At 71.9% G+C, this 18490-nt stretch carries 17 protein-coding genes; 4 read left to right on the plus strand and 13 right to left on the minus strand.

Going from position 1 to position 18490, the window contains the following annotated elements:
- Positions 1-10: 10 nt before the first annotated feature.
- Positions 11-1168 carry a CaiB/BaiF CoA transferase family protein gene (locus ACWENQ_RS12090; RefSeq protein ID WP_449924055.1) on the minus strand — a complete coding sequence of 386 codons (1158 nt, stop codon included), beginning with the start codon at positions 1166-1168 and terminating at the stop codon, positions 11-13.
- 119 nt (positions 1169-1287) lie between these two features.
- Between ACWENQ_RS12090 and ACWENQ_RS12095 the strand changes: the two genes are divergently transcribed.
- Entirely contained in the window at positions 1288-1803 is a 516-nt protein-coding gene (locus ACWENQ_RS12095) for a uridine kinase family protein (protein ID WP_452414080.1), read from the plus strand.
- An 80-nt stretch (positions 1804-1883) separates the two neighbouring features.
- Entirely contained in the window at positions 1884-3857 is a 1974-nt protein-coding gene (locus ACWENQ_RS12100) for a hypothetical protein (RefSeq protein WP_452414082.1), read from the plus strand.
- 62 nt (positions 3858-3919) lie between these two features.
- On the opposite strand, the gene ACWENQ_RS12105 is transcribed toward ACWENQ_RS12100, so the two are convergent.
- From ACWENQ_RS12105 to ACWENQ_RS12125, 5 genes are all read right to left on the minus strand, one after another.
- Positions 3920-5929 (minus strand): hypothetical protein, encoded by a 2010-nt coding sequence (locus ACWENQ_RS12105; protein WP_452414083.1) that lies wholly within the window; start codon positions 5927-5929, stop codon positions 3920-3922.
- A gap of 63 nt (positions 5930-5992) precedes the next feature.
- The gene (locus ACWENQ_RS12110) at positions 5993-7141 is read right to left on the minus strand and encodes a DegT/DnrJ/EryC1/StrS family aminotransferase (protein WP_452414085.1); all 1149 of its coding nucleotides are present in this window, start codon (positions 7139-7141) and stop codon (positions 5993-5995) included.
- Entirely contained in the window at positions 7138-7866 is a 729-nt protein-coding gene (locus tag ACWENQ_RS12115; RefSeq protein WP_452414086.1) for an amidohydrolase family protein, read from the minus strand. Before ACWENQ_RS12115 ends, ACWENQ_RS12110 begins: the two co-directional genes overlap by 4 nt.
- Positions 7863-8528 (minus strand): amidohydrolase family protein, encoded by a 666-nt coding sequence (locus ACWENQ_RS12120; RefSeq protein WP_452414087.1) that lies wholly within the window; start codon positions 8526-8528, stop codon positions 7863-7865. The genes ACWENQ_RS12115 and ACWENQ_RS12120 overlap by 4 nt, the downstream gene beginning before the upstream one ends.
- A 10-nt stretch (positions 8529-8538) precedes the next feature.
- The gene (locus ACWENQ_RS12125) at positions 8539-10476 is read right to left on the minus strand and encodes a PQQ-binding-like beta-propeller repeat protein (protein ID WP_452414089.1); all 1938 of its coding nucleotides are present in this window, start codon (positions 10474-10476) and stop codon (positions 8539-8541) included.
- A gap of 178 nt (positions 10477-10654) precedes the next feature.
- On the opposite strand from ACWENQ_RS12125, the gene ACWENQ_RS12130 reads away from it, so the two are divergent.
- Positions 10655-11377, plus strand: coding sequence for an amidohydrolase family protein (locus tag ACWENQ_RS12130; RefSeq protein WP_449924079.1), 723 nt, complete (start codon positions 10655-10657; stop codon positions 11375-11377).
- On the plus strand, positions 11374-12114 hold the full coding sequence (locus ACWENQ_RS12135; protein ID WP_449924082.1) for an amidohydrolase family protein: 741 nt from the start codon (positions 11374-11376) through the stop codon (positions 12112-12114). Before ACWENQ_RS12130 ends, ACWENQ_RS12135 begins: the two co-directional genes overlap by 4 nt.
- A gap of 85 nt (positions 12115-12199) precedes the next feature.
- On the opposite strand, the gene ACWENQ_RS12140 is transcribed toward ACWENQ_RS12135, so the two are convergent.
- The 7 genes from ACWENQ_RS12140 to ACWENQ_RS12170 form a co-directional block, all read right to left on the minus strand.
- Positions 12200-12610 (minus strand): PIN domain-containing protein, encoded by a 411-nt coding sequence (locus ACWENQ_RS12140; protein WP_452414091.1) that lies wholly within the window; start codon positions 12608-12610, stop codon positions 12200-12202.
- Complete coding sequence (locus ACWENQ_RS12145) at positions 12610-12870, minus strand: CopG family transcriptional regulator (RefSeq protein WP_452414092.1); 261 nt, start codon at positions 12868-12870, stop codon at positions 12610-12612. Before ACWENQ_RS12145 ends, ACWENQ_RS12140 begins: the two co-directional genes overlap by 1 nt.
- Before the next feature lie 54 nt (positions 12871-12924).
- Positions 12925-14016 carry a dihydrodipicolinate synthase family protein gene (locus tag ACWENQ_RS12150; RefSeq protein ID WP_452414094.1) on the minus strand — a complete coding sequence of 364 codons (1092 nt, stop codon included), beginning with the start codon at positions 14014-14016 and terminating at the stop codon, positions 12925-12927.
- Between the two features lie 63 nt (positions 14017-14079).
- Positions 14080-14943 carry a carbohydrate ABC transporter permease gene (locus ACWENQ_RS12155; protein ID WP_449924088.1) on the minus strand — a complete coding sequence of 288 codons (864 nt, stop codon included), beginning with the start codon at positions 14941-14943 and terminating at the stop codon, positions 14080-14082.
- Positions 14940-15806: a carbohydrate ABC transporter permease gene (locus ACWENQ_RS12160; protein WP_449924091.1), complete on the minus strand. Its 867-nt coding sequence runs from the start codon at positions 15804-15806 to the stop codon at positions 14940-14942. The genes ACWENQ_RS12155 and ACWENQ_RS12160 overlap by 4 nt, the downstream gene beginning before the upstream one ends.
- Before the next feature lie 75 nt (positions 15807-15881).
- On the minus strand, positions 15882-17132 hold the full coding sequence (locus ACWENQ_RS12165) for an ABC transporter substrate-binding protein (RefSeq protein WP_452414096.1): 1251 nt from the start codon (positions 17130-17132) through the stop codon (positions 15882-15884).
- Between the two features lie 62 nt (positions 17133-17194).
- Entirely contained in the window at positions 17195-18481 is a 1287-nt protein-coding gene (locus tag ACWENQ_RS12170; RefSeq protein WP_452414098.1) for a DegT/DnrJ/EryC1/StrS family aminotransferase, read from the minus strand.
- Between the last annotated feature and the right edge of the window lie 9 nt (positions 18482-18490).

Consider the following 18490-nt stretch of genomic DNA (forward strand, 5'->3'; position numbering starts at 1 on the left):
GACGCGCCGGTCACCGTTCCCGTTCCGCCAACCAGGAAAGTACGTTCTCGCCGTCCTGATCGAGCGCCGGCGGCGCGGTGTGCTCGACCGGCTCGGCGCCGTCGAAACGCAGCGGCGGCCCCGGCAGCTCGATGCGGCCCAGCACGGGATGGTCCACCTCGACGACCAGCCCCTGGGAGCGGGTCTGGTCCCACGCGTAGACCTCGTCCAGCGTGCGGATGGCGCCCGCGGGCACGCCGAGCTCGGCGAGCGCGGCCAGCCAGTGCGCCCGGTCGTGACGGGCCAGGGCCTTCTCCATCTCGACGATCAGCTCATCCCTGTGCGCGAACCTCTGCCTGTTCGTCGCATACTTCGCGTCATCGGGGTCGATGTCCAGCAAGGCGGCCACCTTGCGCCACTGCACGTCGTTGGCGACGGCGATCTGCAGCATCCCGTCGGCGCAGTGGAAGGCGCCGTAGGGGGCGATGGAGGCGTGGTGGTTGCCGCCCGCGACGGGCACCTGGCCGCCGACCGTCCAGGCGGTGCCGTGGTAGGCGTGCACGCCGGTCACCGCGGCCAGCAGCGAGGTGCGCACCACCTCGCCCCTGCCGGTGCGCTCGCGCGCGTAGAGGGCGGCGACGACGCCGTAGGCGCCGTGGATGCCCGCCAGCAGGTCGGCGATGGAGGCGCCCACCCGGTACGGCTCGTCCGGCGAGGGCCCGGTCAGCGACATCAGGCCGGCCTCGCCCTGGGCGATCTGGTCGTAGCCTGGCCTGCCGCCTTCGGGGCCGTCGTGGCCGAAGCCGGTGATGGACAGCACCACCAGGCGGGGGTTGAGCTCGTGCAGGCGCTCGACGGGGAAGCCGAGGCGGTCGAGCACTCCGGTGCGGAAGTTCTCGATCAGCACGTCGCTGTGCCGTACCAGGCGCTCGATGAGCCGCCTGCCCTCCTCCGACTTCAGGTCGACCGCGATGGACTGCTTGTTGCGGTTGGCGGACAGGAAGTAGGTGGAGATGTCGTGCTCGGGGCCGACGAAGGGCGGCCCCCAGCCGCGTGACTCGTCGCCGCCCCGGGGATGCTCGACCTTGATCACCTTGGCGCCGAGGTCACCGAGCATCTGGGCGGCGTGCGGGCCCGCCAGGGCCCGCGACAGATCGAGGACGACGATGTCGCCGAGGAGTCCGCGCAAGATCAACCTCCAGTGGTGGTCGCCGAGCTTACGGCCTTACCAGCCTCGCAGGCGAGAGGCAGCGCTCGACAGTCAGGTCCCTGTTCCACCATGGCAGGATCGGTCGGATGGATCACCTGGTGAGACGCATCATGGCAAGGCCGCCGTCCTGCGGTCGCACCCGTGTCGTCGCGGTCGACGGACCGGCCGGCTCGGGCAAGACGACGTTCGCCGACCTGCTGGGGCCCGCCCTCGGTGCGCAGGTGGTGCACAGCGACGACTTCCCCGTGCCGTGGGAGGAGGGGCCCGGGCCGTGGTTCGCCGCGCTGGAGGAGCGGGTGCTGCGCCCGCTGAGCGAGGGACGGCCGGGCTCCTTCCGCCGCTACGACTGGGTCCGCGGCGTCCACGCCGAGGAGGTGATCGTGCCCGCCGCGCCCGTGCTGGTCATCGAGGGCGTCGGTACGGCCCGCCGCGGCGCTCCGGTGTCCTTCACGGTGTGGGTGGAGGCGCCGCGGGAGGTGCGCATGGCCAGGGTGTTGAAGCGCGACGGTCCCGGCCTCGAACAGCGGTGGGTGGAGTGGTTCGCGGCCGAGGAACGGTGGTTCGCCGAGGACGGCACCAGGCGGCGCGCCGACGCCGTCCTCGACCTCTCCTAGTTCCCGGCTCGACGCCCCCGCGGCCACGCCCTCCGCCTGGTCCCTTCCGTTGGGGCAAGCGAACCTGCAAAATTACGGCCATGACCGTATCTTGGCGGGCGCTGGCGATGGCCCTCCTCCTTGCCCTTCCCACCGCATCTCCGGTCCAGGCCGAATCCATGGCACCCCCGAGCGGGTGCGGGTTCAAGAACCTGGGCGCACTCCCCCTGACCGGGGCCACCACCGCGGGCACCGCCATGGACGCCTCCCATCCCGACGGCCCCCGCGTCTACTCCGTCACCTCCAGCGCCTCGGGCCCCGCCATCCTCGGCATCAGGAACGCCGAGGACGGCACGCTCATCGCCGAACGCCCGCTGCCGCTCGCGCTCGGCTCCTGGGCGGTCACGGTCGCCCCCGACCACTCCGTCTACGTCGGCGGCTACAACGCCACCCCGGGCGCCATGGGCAGGCTGTTCCGCTACGAGCCGGCCACCGACAAGGTGACCGAGCTGGGCATCGCCGCGCCCACCGAGACCTTCGTGTGGACCGTCGCCGCCAGCCCCGACGGCGCCTCCGTCTACGGCGGAACCTCCCCGCACGGCAAGCTCGTCCGCTACGACACCGCCGGCGGGCAGATCACCGACCTCGGCAGCCCCGTCCCCGGCGAGCAGTTCGTCAGGGACCTGGCCGTCGCCGAGGACGGCACGATCTACGCGGGCGTCGGCGCGCAGAGCATGAAGGTCGCGGTCGTCGGCGGCGACGGGGTGACCAAGGAGGTCATCGAGCCGCCCATCGAGGGCCACGGCTACGCCTACGACATCGACGTGGCCGGCCGCTACCTGCTGGTCAGGTTCGCCACCTCCACCAACAGCAACCCCATGGGCGTCTACGACCTCGAACGCCGCGCCTGGAAGGACGTCGTCGAGGACGTCGACAGCCTGACCGTCGGCGGCGGCAGGCACGGCAACCGGCTCTACGTCTTCCAGGGCGACGAGCTGGTCACCTACGACCTCGACACCGAGAAGATCACCAAGACCGGTTTCACGGACTTCGGCGGCGGCGCGGCCAGGCCGCTCGGCTGGGTCGGCCACACCCTGGTCGGCACCGGCTCGACCGGCCGTATCTGGCACTTCGACCGCAAGACCGGCCAGGGCCGGCTGCTCGACGGCACCCTCACGGGCCAGCCGGTCAGCATCCGCTCGATGGGCGTCGGCCCCGACGGCCGCGTCTACGGCGGCGGCTTCTTCACCGGTGGCCTGGCCGCCTTCGACCCCGCCACCGGCGAGACCCGGTTCTGGCCCAACGTCGGGCAGAGCGAAGGCATGGTCACCCACAAGGGCAAGCTCTACCTGGGCGTCTACCCGTGGGCCCGGATCTACGAGTGGACGGGCAGCGAGCCCAGGCTCCTGCTCAACCTGGCCGACCAGGAGCAGGACCGGCCGTTCGCGATGATCTCGGCCGGCGACCGGCTGGCCTTCGGCACCGTCCCCAAGGTCGGCACCGTCGGCGGCGCCCTCGGCCTCCTCGACCCCGCGACCGGCGAGACGATCGTCAAGCGTAACCTCATCCCCGGCCACAGCATCATCGGCCTGGCCTACCGCGACGGCGTCATCTACGGCGCCACCAGCGCCTTCGGCGGCATCAGCACCCCGCAGGACGACGCGGCCGTGGCCTTCGCCTACGACATGGCGACCGACACGCTCAAGTGGCAGACCAAGCCCGTCGCCGGCGACCTGGCGCTCGGCTCGATCACCTTCGACGACGAGGGCAAGCTGTGGGGGCTGAGCCCCGACGCGCTGTACGAGCTCGACCCGGCCACCGGCCGGACCCTGCGCGTCACCAAGCACCAGACCTACCCGTGGTCCACCGCCACCCAGGTCTGGCTCGACACCAACATCGAGCTCGGCTCGGACGGCAAGCTCTACGGCAAGGTCCAGGGCAAGGTCTACAAGATCGACCGGGCGACGATGGGGCTGACGCTCATCACGCGGCCCATCTCGATCCTGCTGAAGGGACCGGACGGGCACATGTACCTGTCCAGGAACGAGAACTTCTACACCTACCGCCTCTGCTGACCTCCGCGCCTCCTCTCCAGCGTGACCGGAGAGGAGGCGTCGGCGCGTCCGGGGTGCGAGCGTCAGCGGTCCCGCTGCGCCTTGAGCCTGAACAGCCGCGACCCCTCGGCGAAGTACACCTCGCCCGACCGGTGGACGGCCAGCTGGTGCACGGCGCCCTCCTTCAGCACGTCATGCGCCCGCGTGCGCGGGTCCAGCCAGAACACCTCGGCCCCGGCGTGCGCGCCGTACAGCAGCCGGTCGGCGGGGTTGAAGGCGAGCTGCCCGCCGGCGCTCCTGCTGCCGGACAGGGTGACGGTCTTGACGACCTTGCGCTCGGCGGTGTCCACGCCGAACACGGTGCCGCCCGCGATGCCCCACAGCCTGCCGCGGTCGTCGAAGGTCAGCGCGGGGATGGCCGGCTTGCCGGGCGCGGGCGTGATCTGCCACAGCAGCCTGTCGTCGGCCACCGACCAGGCGAACAGCCTGGCCTCGGGCTGGGTCGGCGGGGTCGCCGACTGGCCGCCGTAGATGGAGGTGCCGCCGTAGACGACGCCGTCGCGGTAGGCCAGCGAGACGATCGACTGGTCGGTGATCACGTTGCGCCGGGCGTGCTTCAGCCCGCCCTCGACCGGGTCCCAGATGGCCAGCACGCCGCCGAGGTGGCCGAGGTCGGGCATGGTGCCGACGGCGAGGTAGCGGCCGGCCGAGACCATGGCACGTGGGCGGATCTGCTTGTCGGCGGCGAAGTCGAAGAGCCTGGCGGGGTTGGGCGCGGGTCCCGGCTCGGGGCTCGGGGAGTACTCGGTGCTGTTCCACGGCAGCTTCGGGTCGTAGGAGTAGACCCTGGCCTCGGGGTAGGCGCCGACGTACAGCTTGCCGGCGTGCGTGGTCATGTCCTCGCTCTGCGAGAAGGTGTGGAACTCCTCCCGCCGCCCCGTCACGGGGTCGAGCGCGGCGAAGCCGCCGTTGAGGAACCCGCCGATGTAGACGCGGCCGTCGGGGCCCTCGGAGATCGCGGTGATGTCGATCGGCTCGCCGCGCACGCCGGTCTGCACGAACGAGCGCGCGCCGGTCTGCGGGTTGTAGCGGAACATCAGGCCGCGCCACAGCAGGCCGACCACGCTCTTGCCCGGGTAGTCGGGCAGGCCGAGCTCGGCCCAGCCGATGCCGCGGGTGTTGGCGACCCTGCCGAGGAACGGCATGCCGGTCGGCGTGAGGGTCTTCGTGCGGGGATCGTAGCGGACCAGCTCGCCCGCCTTTACAAAGTAGATCCGGCCTTCGTCGTCGGGAGGGGACACGTCGAGGCCGTGGGCCTGGTCGAGCGCGTCGGTCCAGGTCCTGGCGGCGATGTCCCAGACGTGCAGGGGGCCGGGGCCGGCGCCGCCGTAGCGGACGTAGAGATATCCGCCGGCGGCGTTGACGTCGTAGGCCCACCTGCCCGCCGGGTCGAGCCCGGGCGGGGTGGGCAGCCGGGTGGGCGCCCCGGTGGCGGCGTCGACCTCGAAGACGGCGGCGGGCGCCTCGGTGCCGGCGTAGATCTTCCCGCCGGCGTAGGAGACGCTGCGGACGTAGGCGTGGGCGGCCGACAGCTTGCCGTAGTCGCGGAAGCCGGTGGCGGGGTCGTAGCCGAACAGCCGCCCGCCGGGGGAGGTGCCGCCGTAGACGGTCGCGCCCTCGCCGGCGGCCACCGACCAGACGAAGTCGTCGGCGGGCACCGGGCGGCCGAGGTCCTTCACGCCGCCCTGTTCGGTCCAGCGGTAGAGCCGGCCGTCGCCGTACGTGCCGACGTAGAGGCTGCCGTCGGGGGTGGCGTCGACCGCCCACGAGCCCGCCGCGCCCGGCAGGTCGAGGCGGGCGACCTCCGCGCCGGTGGCGGGGTCGACGGCGTTGAGGTGGGCGGGCGCGCCGGAGGAGGCGCCCCAGAGCACGGTCCCGCCGCCGGGCCCGGGGGTGACGGTGCCACCGATGAGCAGGACGTCCTGGAGCGGGACGCCCAGGCCCTGGACGCGATCGTCCGCGCCGGCCGGGGCGGCGCTCAGCGCGGTGGTCAGCGCCAGTCCCGCGGCGACCAGTTTATGGATAAGGGTCATGACCGGAATCTAAATCGCTTGCTGATTCCGGTAAAGACCGAAATGTCGAGAGGTGGCTGAGTGTCAGGCGGCGAGGACCTTGGCGAGGGCCTCGGCGAGGTCGGCGGCGCGCGCGGGATCGTCCATCAGCATCGCCTGGCGCACCCACACGACGCTCTCCGCGGCCGCTCGCGTGGCGGGGCACTCCTCGGCGCGGGCGCCCGCCTCGGTGAGGGCGCCCATCGTGCCCAGCGGCGGGTACCCGCCCTCCAGGGGCACGCCTTCGGCGGCCATGGCCGCGAGCACGAAGGACCGGTCGACCGGCTGCTCGAAGCGGAGCATCAGCAGGTGGCGGGAGTCGCGGGTGGTGCCCTCCGGCCGGGGTACGGCGCGCACCGGCAGGTCGCCGAGGTCGAGGGCGGCGCAGAAGGCCTCCCTGCGGTCGATCTCGGCGTCGAGCCGGTCGAGCCACGGCGTCAGCAGGGCCGCCTGGATCTCGGTGAGTCGCAGGTTCCAGCCGACGCTCGGGTGACCGTACCACTGGCCGCCGAGCTTGCGGCCGACGTTGCACACCGACCAGATCGCCTCGTAGGCCGACTCGTCGCGGCAGACGACCAGCCCGCCCTCGCCGGCGGTCATCGCCTTGCCGGCCTGGAAGCTGTAGACGCCGGCGTCGCCGAGGCCGCCGATCGGGCGGCCGCGGTAGGTGGCGCCGTGCGCCTGGGCGGCGTCCTCCACCACCACCAGGCCGTAGCGCGCGGCCAGCTCGTTGACCGCGTCCATGTCGGCGGGGCTGCCCGCCAGGTGGACCGGCATGACGGCCACGGTCCTGGCGGTGATCGCCGCCTCGGCGGCCGGCACGGACAGGTGCAGGTCCACCGGGTCGACGTCGACGACGACCGGGGTGGCGCCGGTCAGCAGCACCGAGGTGGCCGAGGCGACGAAAGTGTAGGCGGGCACGATGACCTCGTCGCCGGGCCCGACGCCGAGGCCGCGCAGCGCGGCGAACAGGCCGAGGGTGGCGTTGCCCACCGCCACGCCGTACGGCACGCCCGAGCGGGCGGCGAAGGCGGCGGTCAGGTCGGCGACGGCGCCGCCGCCCTGGGTGGCGCCCCACAGCCCGCTCTCCAGCACGTCGGTGACCAGTTTGCGCTGGGCGTCGTCCAGGGGCGGCGGCCACGAGGGCCAGGGGGTGGAGCGGACCGGGGTGCCGCCGTGCAGGGCGAGGGTCACGGGTGTCCTCCTGATGATCGGGCGAGTAGGCGGGCCAGGTTGCCGCCCTGGATGAGCGCCCTGTCGGCGTCGCCGAGCGGCGCGAGGGCGACGCGGCCGTATCCGGCTCGCAGGTCGAGGAAGCAGGAGTCGGAGCCGTAGACGACCCGGTCGGCGCCCACCAGTTCGGCCAGGCGGGCGATCCACCGGCCCGTCATCTTCGAGCCGCAGGTCTCCAGGTAGAGGTTCGGGTGGTCGGGCGCCAGGCGGGCGGCGCGGGCGAAGCCGTACGGCCAGAGCCCGGTGTGCCCCATCAGCAGCGGGACGTCGGGGTGGCGGCCGGCCACGACGGCGAACAGGGCAGGATCGCTCCACGGCGAGTCGGTCTGCCCGTGGGACAGCACCGGCAGGCCGAGCTCCCAGACCGGCGCGTAGCGCGGGTCGTCGAGCGGGCACTGGTGCACGTCAGGATGGATCTTGACGCCCCACACGCCCTCGGTGGCGAGCGGGGTGCGGTGGTGGGGGTTGTAGACCTGCCAGACGCCGAACCTGCCGGGATGGCGGCCGGCGATCTCGAAGGCCAGGCGGTTGCCCTGCGCCGCGTCGGGCCCGACGCCGAGCAGGTGGCTGATGCCCATGGCGTCGATGCCGAGCCGGTCCATGAGGCTGACCAGGCCCTCGGCGGTGGGGTCGGGGATGAGGAAGTCCGGCCAGGTGCCGACGTGGCCGTGCGCGTCGAGGATCACAGCAGGTCGCCCCCCGTCGCGATGAGCTCGATGTCCTTGTCGGGCAGTTCGAGGTGGTCGAGCAGGAAGCGGGGCCCGCAGTCGTCGAGGACGGGGGCGCCCGTGCCGAAGACCAGGCGGCGGGCGCCGAAGCGCGCGGCCAGCCACTCGACGGCGCGCTGGGTGTTGACCGTGCCCATCTCCAGCCAGACGTTGGGCGCCTCGGACATCAGCTCGGCGACCGCGCGCAGCCTGCGGTAGCCGGGGTTGAGCAGCAGGATCCGCTGACCGGGAAGCTGCCTGGCCAGGGAGAGCAGCTGGGCGGGCGAGGTCTCGTCCAGGTCGACGGCGGCGATGGTGTCGAGCGCGGCCAGCCAGCGCAGCGCGACGGGCCCGGTCAGGTCGAACCTGTGCCGTTCGGGGCAGAGCCGTACCATCGGGACCCGCCAGTCGGGGATGTCGGCGAACGCCTCGGGGACCACCACGGGGACGGGGATCAGCCGGGGGTCGTCGAGCGCGAAGAGCGCCTGGTTGCCCGCCTGGGCGTCGGAGTAGAGGCTCAGCGTGTGTGTCACGTAGGCCGCTTCGATGCCCAGGCGGTCCATCTCGGGCCGCGGGTCCTCCGGCAGGTCGTCGAAGGGTACGGGCCCGATGAGGCGGTGCGCGTCGATCAATTTCGGCACAGACCGGAACCTAGCTCTGCGGGCACCTGGGGTCAAGCCTGACCCTGGCCAGCTCCCTTCCCGACAGCGCCCACGCCTCCCACGAACCCGGCTCGAAGTGCAGCTGAGGATTGGTGTACCACTCGTCGCCCAGCCCGGTGGCCAGCAGCCCGGCCCGCGTGTCGAGCACGTAGGCGTTCCCGCCGCCGAAGAAGGTGGCGGCGAAGACCCTGCCCCTGTGCACGGTCAGCTCGCCGTAACCCGACAGCGTGCCCTGGCGCACGACCGTCCTGGTGGCCAGGTCCAGCGCGATCCACGCGCCCGAGTCGCGCTTGTAGACGCCGTAGAGCAGGCCGTCGTGGACCTTGATGTCCTGGAAGGTGCGGTAGCCGGCGACCGGGTCGGTCTGCCAGAGCACCGTGCGGGTCGCCAGGTCGAAGGCCGCGACCGAGGCCGAGATCCTCGTCGGCGGGGTGCCGCCGCCGCCCAGCACGTCGCCGCCCAGGTAGACGATGCCGTTGGCGGAGTCGAGCGACAGGCTCATCAGGCTCTGGCCGGGGATGACGCCCTCGTGGACGTCGATCTGCCCGGTGTCGGGGTCGACGATCGACAGCGCGCCGTCGAGCCTGGCGCCCAGCGGGGCCGAGGCGACCAGGAGCTTGTCGGTGCGGGGGTCGTACTCGATGTCCCACGGGCGCTGCTGGCCGTGGCCGAGGAAGCCGACGCTCTCCACCTTGTCGGTCCTGATGTCGATGGAGACGATCTGGCCGCTGGGATAGATGGCGGCGTAGATCTTGTCGCCGCGCCGTACGAGGTCCTTCGGCTCGCCCGGCACGCGGAAGCGGCGGTGCTCGCCGGTGCGCAGGTCGCGCACGTCCATCGAGAAGTGGCCGCCGATGTAGACGGCCCTGTTGGGCACCAGGAGCATGCTCTGCACCCGCTCGGCGCCCGCGGGCAGGCCCGCGTCGATCAGTTCGACGAACTGCGAGGTGGCCGAGGCCAGGTCGAGCGACCACATGCCGCCGCTGCCGGAGAAGCCGACCAGCGTGCCCGGCGAGGTGAGCTCGAGACGCCGGGTCTCGTCGCCCGGCGAGGGCGCGTCGGCGACCTTGGTGAGCGCGGTCTCGCCCGTGCGGTACCGGTAGACGGTGCCGTCGGGCCTGCTGGTGGCGTAGACGGTGCCGTCCGGCGTGGACACGAGCGCGTCGAGGCCGGCCCCGGTGTCGACGCGCCTGGCGTCGGCGCCGTCCTTGCGGACGTCGATCAGCGTCGTGCCGCTGACGGCCAGGATCCGCTCGCCGTGGTCGGCCACCACGGCGATGCCGGTGGAACCCTGGGCCAGCTCGCGTACGGCACCGCTCTGCCGGTCGATCGCGACGAGCTTGCCCTTGTCGAGCAGGCCCGCGTACACGTTCCGCGCGTCGGCGGCGACCGACCGGACGTAGCGCTCGCCGGCCGCCAGCACGCCGAAGTTGCGGACGGCGCCGGTGCCGGGCCTGTACTCCCACACCCGGCCGTCGGGGTAGGTGCCGGCGTAGAGGGTGCCGTCGGGCGCGGCGGCCAGGCTCCAGACGAAGCCGCCGTTCCTGCCGAAGGAGTGCAGATGCTTCACCTCGCCGGTGGCCAGGTCGAAGCTGTAGAGGTCGGGCACCGGGTAGGTGCCCGCGTAGACCTTGCCGCCGGAGACCGCGGTGGCCCACGCGCCCTCGGGCTCGCCGGTCGCGGGCCCGTCGGGCAGGGTGGCGGTCCTGACGACCTTGCGAGTGGCCAGGTCGAACTCGGCGAGCACGGGCGGTTTCTGGCCTCTGGTCACCAGGTAGGCCTTGCCCTCGTGGACGGAGGCGCCCACGATGGCGCCGGTCACCGAGGCGGGGCCGAACTTCTCCACAGTGGGCGGCCGGCAGTCGGCCGCCTGCGCGGGCGCGGCGGTGAGCAGCGCGGCGGCCAGCGCCACGACGAGTGTTCTCACGGCATCACTTCCGGGGTCGGGGGGTCGGAGGGTCGGGGCCGGGGTCCGGGGGTCGTGACGCGGGAGCGGGGGCGGGGAGTGTGGGGAGTGGTCCCGGCACGACCGTGGGCCGCCACCTGTTGCTCGATTTTGGCCCAGACCGTAATGTTCTGAGCGCGAATAGTCAATGGAGGCGGTTGTGACGGCGTTCGACGCGCGCGGGTTGATCGGCGAACTCACGGTGACGCTCGATGTGGACGTGCTGGTCGGCGCCTACGCCGACAGGGACGGGCCACCCGGCACGCCGTCGGCGGTGCTCGGCCGGCTGGCCGAGCACCGGATCCAGGCCGGGGCCGTGGCGTCGCTGCGGGCGGCGCTGTTCGACATGCGCTCGGGCAACGCCGAGGTGCTCGCGCTGGAGGGAGCCGTCCCGGTGGGCGCGCTCGACCTGCGCGACCCCATCGGCTCGGTGCGCGAGATGGAACGGCTGGCCGCCCTCGGGGTGCGGGCCGTCCGGCTCTTCCCCGACGAGCAGGGCGTCGAGGCGGGCTTCCCGTCGGTACGGCACGTCGCCAGGCGGGCGGCGGCGCTCGGCCTGGTGGTGCTGACCGGCGGCGACGTGCGCCGGTTCTGGCAGCCGTTCTCCGGGCTCGAGGCGAAGGTCGTCTTCCTCGACACGCACTTCTACCACCTGGGCGACTTCCTGGTGGTGGCCGCCGACGAGCCGGGTTTCCACACCTCCACGCGGCTGCTCAACTCGCCCGACGCGCTGGAGAGCGTCCCCGCCGACCGGCTGCTGTACGGCTCCCGCACCCCCCACTACGAACCGCTCGTCCCGCTGCTACGGCTGGCGACCAGCGGCCTGAAGCCGGACGAGATCGCCGCTGTGGCGGGCGGCAACGCGAGGAGGCTGTTCGGATGATCGTCGACGTGCACGCGCACTGGGGCCCGTGGTTCTTCACCATGGACGTGGCCGAGGCCAACCGGGCCACCATGGACCGCTACGGGATCGACGTGTCCATCGTGTCGGCCACCGAGGCGGTCATCTACGACGCCGCCTCCGGCAACCGGGCCCTGGACGCCTGGCTCGCCCGGACCGACCGCCACTACGGCTATGTCACCGTCAACCCCCGCCGGCTGGCCGACGCCGAGCGGGACCTCGACGAGTACCTGCCGACCGGGCGCTTCGTCGGCGTGAAGATCCACACCGACTACACCGGCTCCCCGGTCACCTCGCCCCAGCTGCGCGCGGCCCTGGCCCTGGTGGCCTCGCGCGACGTCCCGGCCCTCGTCCACACCTGGGGCCCGTCGGTGCTCGACCTGGCGCAGGTCTGCCTCGACACCCCCGGCCTGCGGGCGATCGCCGGGCACATGGGCGCCGACGGCTACCGCCACGCGATTGAGGCCGCGGCCGCCTGCGACCGGCTCTACCTCGAACCGTGCTTCTCCCACGCGCCCGCCGGCCGCATCGCAGCCGTGGTCGAGGCCGTCGACCAGGACCGCCTGCTGTTCGGCACCGACTCGACGCTCATCGATCCGGCCTCGGCCTTCGGTGCCGTCGCGGCGGCGAACCTCTCCCCCGCCGCCGCCGAGGCCATCGCGTGGCGCAATGCCGTACGGCTGTTCGGACTCGACCTTTCGGCGGCGCGTCGAAGCTGACCGTCGAGCAACCTGGTCGGCATCGCCGTCTCCCCCTACGGCCTGCCGTCCTGACCGGCTCGCCCTCGCGGGGTTCGTCGACGGGTCAGATCTTGATGACGACGACGCGGTCGCCGCAGAGGGCTGAGAGGTCGTCAGGGTCGGAAGTGAGCACGACGGCCTGACCTGGAGCGGCGAGAGCGGTGGCACAGAGCATGGCGTCGATGGCGTGCTTGTGACCGTGCAGGCCCGCATCCGCCAGAAGCGCCGCCGCCTGTCTCGCGAGGCGCTCCGTGACAGGCTCCACGACGACACGGGACAAGGTCCATTCGAGCGCGGGTCGCCTGATTCGCGGATGAACCACCTCGACGAGGGTGGCCGCGCTCGTGATGACACGCAGGTCGTCGGCCTTGGCCAGGGAGAGCCACGCGGTCAGCTCCCGATCCCGAAGAACGGCCTTCGCGAGCGCCTCGCTGTCCAGGACGAGGGTGCCTCCAGGGGTGGCCTGGAGCGCCATCACGCGGCGGTCGTTCCCGAGCCCAGCCGCCCGCGGGCACGTTGAAGCTGGTCTCGCCGCGCCTGAACCTCTTCGTCTGTGATCGGACCGTGTTCGGCCTCTGCGACAGCGATGAGCTCGTTGAGGTTGTCACGCTCGATCTGGCGGGCCACTGCGGCGGTGACGTACGCGGAGAGCCCGGAGTGGCCACTACGAGCACGTGCGGCTTCCGCGATGTCACGGGGCATGGTGATCGAATACTTCTGAGTAGGCTCACTCATGCCACTTATGCTACCCGCGATACCCCCTTCGCCAGGGGAGGTCTTCGACGGGCGTCAGGCGGACGCGGCGAGGACCGCGGGGCGTTCGGTGTCGGGCAGCCCGGGGCCGAACGGGTCGTGGGCGTGAGATTCAGGGATCAGCCCCTCGTCGGCGGCCAGCCAGAGCATGCGCTGGACGTAGCCCTCCATCGGCGCGGTGAAGGTGGCCGCAGCGAGCCGGTCGAGCCGCGCCGACGCCTTCTCGAAGGCGCGCAGGTCGTCGCCCTGGAAGGCGCGCATCACCTCGGCGGTCTCGGCCACGCGGGCCGCCGCGATGCCGACGAGCGCGGCCTCGGCGCCCCACAGCAGGGAGGGGCCGAACATGCGGTCCTCCCCCGTGATCGCCAGCCTTCCCGCCTCGCGCGTCATGGCGATCGTCTCCTGGCAGCCCATGGCGTCCGACAGCAGCGCCGTCTTCAGGCCCGCGACGCCCGGGTGGCGCAGGATCTGGGCGAGGACGGCGGGCGGACAGGGAGCGGTGTACAGGTCGAAGGCGATCATCGGCAGCCCGGCGGCCTGCCACACGGCCTCGTGCTCGGCCAGCCGGTCGCCCGGTGAGGGGAACACGAGGACGCCGTCCGCGCCGAGTTCGGCGGCCATCCGTGCATCCGCCACGGTCCTCTCGACCGCCCCCTCGCCCTCCACAGGAGATGCCGCGCGATCCGCGCCTTCCCGTGGTCGGCCGCCCGTGTGCGTCAGACCTGACTCCTGAGCGGCGGCCGAGCGCGGGGCGGGGTCCGGTCCCCCGCCCGTGCCTTCCCTGGGCCCGGGACGCGACTCCGGGGCAGCGCGTGGGTGCGGGGCCGCGCCGGAGGGGACGGCCGGGGCCGGGGCGCCGCCGACGCCCACGATGACGGGGACGCCGGCGGTGCGGGCGCGCAGGATCAGCTCCCGCCTGAGCTCGGGCGGCAGGAACGGGCCCCGGCCGGTGTGGGCCAGGATGGCGAGGGCGTCGGCACCGGTGGCGACGAGCCGGTGGAAGTAGCGCTCGGCGATGTCGAGGTCCACCTCGCCCGCGCGGGTCATCGGGGTCGCGGCGGCGGCCACCAGCGCGCCGCGCAGGCGGTCGCGCAGCCGGGCGGCCCGCGTGTCGATTGCCGTGCTCATGATCGCTCCCTCACCGGACATGGGCGTCAAGCGTAGGGCGTCCCCGGCCGGGCGGCGCGCCGGCTACTTCAGGCCGGTCATCGCGATGCTGTTGACCAGGTACCGCTGCAGCAGGAAGAACACCAGCAGGCAGGGCACGGCCGAGATGGCCGCGGAGGACATGACCATCGACCACTGCAGCTCCTCGGTGCGCAGGATCGTCAGGCCGACCGTGAGCGTCCTGGTGGCGTCGCTCTGCGCGATGACCAGCGGCCACAGGAAGTCGTTCCAGTGCCACAGGAACACGAACACGCCCAGCGTGGCCATGATCGGCTTGGTCAGCGGCACCACGATCGTCCAGTAGACGCGCAGCTCGGAGGCGCCGTCGACCTTGGCCGCGTCGAACAGCTCGTCGGGCAGCCCCAGGATGAACTGGCGCATCAGGAAGACGGCCTGCGAGTTGGCCAGTGTCGGCACGATCAGGCCCCAGAAGGTGTCGACGCCGCCCAGGTCGGAGATCAGCACGAACACCGGGATCAGCGTCGCCTGGAAAGGCACCATCATGGTGGCGAGGAACGTCCAGAGCATGGCGTCGCGCCCGGGGAAGCGCTTCTTGGCGAAGGCGTAGCCGGCCATCGAGGCGGTGATCAGGATGATCACGACGGAGACGGCCGAGTAGATCAGCGAGTTGAGCGTCCACTGCGCGAACCCGGAGGCCGACAGCACCTGCGCGATGTTGTCGAAGGTGAGCGACTCGGGCCACTGGAGCGGGACGGTGGGCTTGCCCCGGGGGCTGAGCGCCACGACGACCATCGCGACGAACGGCGCGAGCGTCAGCAGCGACAGCACCGCCAGCAGGGTGTACAGCGCCCACGTGCCGCGGGGCCGCCGGCGCTTCACCCTGGCGGCCGTGGTGGCGGTGGCGGGACGGGTGGCGGTCAGCGTCATGTGTTCCCCCTGCCGAGGAAGCGGCGCTGGATCAGCGAGATGGCCAGCACGATGACGAACAGCACCATGCCCCAGGTGGCCGCGTAGCCGAACTCGAAGAACCTGAAGCCGCGCTCGTAGATGCCGTAGATGAGGGTGTAGCTGGCCTTGGCGGGGCCGCCGCCGGTCATCACGTAGATGGTGTCGAAGACCTGGAAGGAGCTGATCGTCTCGATGACCAGGACGAAGAACAGGACGGGCTTGAGCAGCGGGAGCGTGATACGGCGGAAGCGCTGCCACGCGCCGGCGCCGTCGACCCTGGCCGCCTCCATGTAGGAGCCGGGGATGGCCTTCAGGCCGGCCAGCAGGATCAGCATCGAGTAGCCGAACCCCTTCCAGCAGGAGACGATCGCCAGCGCGGGCAGCGCCAGCGCCGAGTCCTCCAGCACCTGGAGGGGGCCGAGGTCGAGCTTGGCGAGCAGGCCGTTGAGCAGCCCGTCGAACTCGTAGATCCAGCGCCAGATGATGCCCGCGAACACGAAGCTGGTCACGTAGGGGAGGAAGAGCATGCTGCGGAACAGGCCCCGCATGAAGATCACCGCGTTGAGGAGCAGCGCGGTGGCGAGCGAGACGCCGACCGTCAGCGGCACGAAGATCGCCGCGTAGACCAGGGTGACCCGCAGGCTGGCCCAGAAGTTCGGGTCGTTCCACAGCCGGACGTAGTTGTCGGCGCCGACGACGTCCCATTCTCCGCCGATGTTCCAGTTGGTGAGGCTCATGCCCGCCGCACCCAGGGTGGGGAAGATCCGGAAGATCAGGAAGAGGACGAGGACGGGCAGGACGAACAGCAGTCCAGTGACCGGGTCGCGCAGGCGATGACGCACCGGGGTTCACACCTTTCCAGAAAAGCGGGGGCCCAGAAAAGCGGGGGCCTTCCCGAGGGAAGGCCCCCGATCGTGTCAGCTGCCGCTGGACAGCAGCTCGTTGGCCTCCTTCGCCGCGGCGTCGAGGGCGGTCTTGGCATCCTCCTTGCCGAGCAGCGCCGCCTGGATGTGCGCGGCGACCATGGCCATCACCTGGCGGGCCTTGGGGTGCGTGTCACCGGGGAAGGCGAACTCCAGCGACTTGGCGAACTCCTTCGAGGCCTCGCTCTGGCCGGGGATCGTCACGTCGGTCCGCGCGGAGAAGAAGCCGGACTCCTTGGCCAGTTCGGCCCCCACCACGGGGCCGGCGATGTAGGCCGCCAGCTTCTTGGCGGCCTCCTGGTTCTTGGAGTGCTTGGCGACGACGAGGCCGCCGGGGATGCCGAAGGCGACCCGCTTGCTGCCCTCGAGCGGCAGGCCGATGCCCACGTTCTCCTGGCCGATCGCGGCGCCGAGCTGGTCGGCCATGCCCGCGGTGGCCGCGTGGTACATCGCGGTCTTGCCGCCGGCCAGCGAGCCGCCCTCGATGTCGTTGCCCTTGCTCGCGGTGTTCTCCGGCAGGCCGCCGGCGGCCTTCAGGTCGAGCAGGAACTGCAGGCTCTGCACGCCCTCGGGGCCGTTGAAGGCGACCGTCTTGCCGTCGGGGGCGAAGACGCTGCCGCCGTTGGCCCAGAAGATGGGGTAGAAGCTCTGGTTGAGCGAGATCTCGGGCTTGCCGGGGTAGTCGAGAACCGCGACCTTCTTGGCGGCCAGCTTGGGCGCCGCCGCCTTCAGCTCCTCGAGGGTGTCGGGGACCTCGGTGACGCCGGCCTCGGCGAAGAGCTTCTTGTTGTAGATGGGGGCGGTGATCGTCTGGTAGATCGGGACGCCGTAGAGCTTGCCGTCGACCGTCAGCGCGGTGAGCGCGTTGGGCAGGTAGGCGGCCCTGTCCTTGGCGATCACGTCGTCCAGCGGTTCGAGGGTGCCCTGCTGGGCGTACTGCGGGATCTGGTCGGGTCCGAGCAGGACCAGGTCGAAGCCCGTCTTCGAGGCCAGGGCCGTGGTGATCTTCTCCTGCCTGCCGTCCCAGGGCTGCTGGTCGATCTTGACGTCGAGCGTGGGGTTGGCGGCCTCGAAGTCCTTCTCGACCTTGCCCCAGAACGCCTGGTTCTTGGCGGAGTCCGCGATCACGGGGTACATCCAGAGGGTCACCGTGCTCTTGTCCGACGAGCCTGAGCCACCGGACCCGCACCCGGCGATCACGACGCTCATGGCGGCCGCGATTCCGGCTGCCGCTACCTTCCTCATCGGCGGCTTCCTTTCATGAATACCGGTCCTGACCGAAACCTAATGAGCGGGGAGACGGCCGGTCAATGCCCGATACACGAACGTGACTGCGACCAGCTCCTGACCCGCTCGGCGACGGCGTCGACGTGCTCGTCGGTGTAGTGCTCGTTCCAGTCGATGACCAGCAGCGTTTCGGCCACCAGCCGTTCCGCCTCGGGGCAGGCGTTGGGCACGTAGCCTGCCAGCGGGTAGGTCGAGCCGCCGTAGATGGGGCCGCTCCACACCGGCGCCCTGTTCAGCGGCTCGCCGAGGTAACCGGCCCGTGCCGGAATCCCGGCCTCCCGCAGGTGACCGGCCAGCGCCCCGGCCTTGCCGTCGGGCAGGACGAGGGGGAACAACCACCAGGCGTGCCCCTCGGGGCGCGGCAGCCGGATCCCCGGCAGGCCCTCCAGGGCCCCGATGAGCCGTACGGCGGTGCGCCGCCTGGACTCGAGGACGCCCGGCAGCTTGGCCAGCTGGGCGCGCGCCACGGCGGCCTGGAGTTCGGTCATGCGGTAGTTGAGGCCGAGGCCGGCGTGCGAGCGGCCGGCGGCGCGGTCCCAGCCCTTGTCGGAGAACAGCCGCATCCGGCGCGCCAGGACGTCGTCCTGGGTGATCGTCAGGCCGCCGTCGCCGCAGGTGATGTGCTTCCACTGCTGGAGGCTGAAGGTGGCGACGTGGCCCACGGTGCCCGCGAGCCGCACGGGCGCACCGCCGAGCTCGCCGATGGGATCACCGCTGGGATCGCCGCTGAGATCACCGCCGGAACCACTGCTGGGCTCGTCGCCGTTGCCCGGCATGACCTGGGATGATGGAGGTTCGGGGAGCTCGGTGAGCCAGGCCTGGGCGCAGTCCTCGATCAGCGTCAGGCCGTGCTCGTCGGCCAGCGCCCGCAGCGCGTCCACCCTGGCGGGCGCCCCGAACAGGTGGACGGCCATGATGGCCCTGGTGCGCGGCCCGATCAGCCGGGCCACCGCGTCGGGGTCGAGGTTGCCGTCGGCGGGGTCCACGTCGGCGAAGACAGGGACGGCGTTCTGGGCCAAGATGGGGGCCACGGTCCCGAAGTCCGTGATCGGCGTCGTGATGATCTCGTCTCCGGGATCGGGTGCCGCCGCCACGACCGACAGATGGAGGGCCGCGGTGCCGGAGCTGCACGCGATCGCGTGGCGGGAGCCGTACAGCTGCGCCATCTCGCCTTCGAGCGCTCGGCCCTCGGTCCCCCAGACGGAGTTGAGCATGCCCGAACGGATCACCCGTTCGAGGGCCGCCACCTCCTCGTCGCCGAGCGTGCGGCCCTCGGGGTCGGCCATGGTTGGAAACTTCGGGTTCACGAGCTAACC

It is taken from the genome of Nonomuraea sp. NPDC004354 (genome assembly GCF_053602555.1).

Excerpts from the sequence above, each read along its gene's own strand:
- ACWENQ_RS12145 (WP_452414092.1), bottom strand. The coding sequence starts at position 12,870 with ATGAGTGAGCCTACTCAGAAGTATTCGATCACCATGCCCCGTGACATC.
- ACWENQ_RS12105 (WP_452414083.1), bottom strand. The coding sequence starts at position 5,929 with ATGACCCTTATCCATAAACTGGTCGCCGCGGGACTGGCGCTGACCACC.
- ACWENQ_RS12100 (WP_452414082.1), top strand. The coding sequence starts at position 1,884 with ATGACCGTATCTTGGCGGGCGCTGGCGATGGCCCTCCTCCTTGCCCTT.
- ACWENQ_RS12135 (WP_449924082.1), top strand. The coding sequence starts at position 11,374 with ATGATCGTCGACGTGCACGCGCACTGGGGCCCGTGGTTCTTCACCATG.
- ACWENQ_RS12165 (WP_452414096.1), bottom strand. The coding sequence starts at position 17,132 with ATGAGGAAGGTAGCGGCAGCCGGAATCGCGGCCGCCATGAGCGTCGTG.
- ACWENQ_RS12140 (WP_452414091.1), bottom strand. The coding sequence starts at position 12,610 with ATGGCGCTCCAGGCCACCCCTGGAGGCACCCTCGTCCTGGACAGCGAG.
- ACWENQ_RS12155 (WP_449924088.1), bottom strand. The coding sequence starts at position 14,943 with ATGACGCTGACCGCCACCCGTCCCGCCACCGCCACCACGGCCGCCAGG.
- ACWENQ_RS12150 (WP_452414094.1), bottom strand. The coding sequence starts at position 14,016 with ATGAGCACGGCAATCGACACGCGGGCCGCCCGGCTGCGCGACCGCCTG.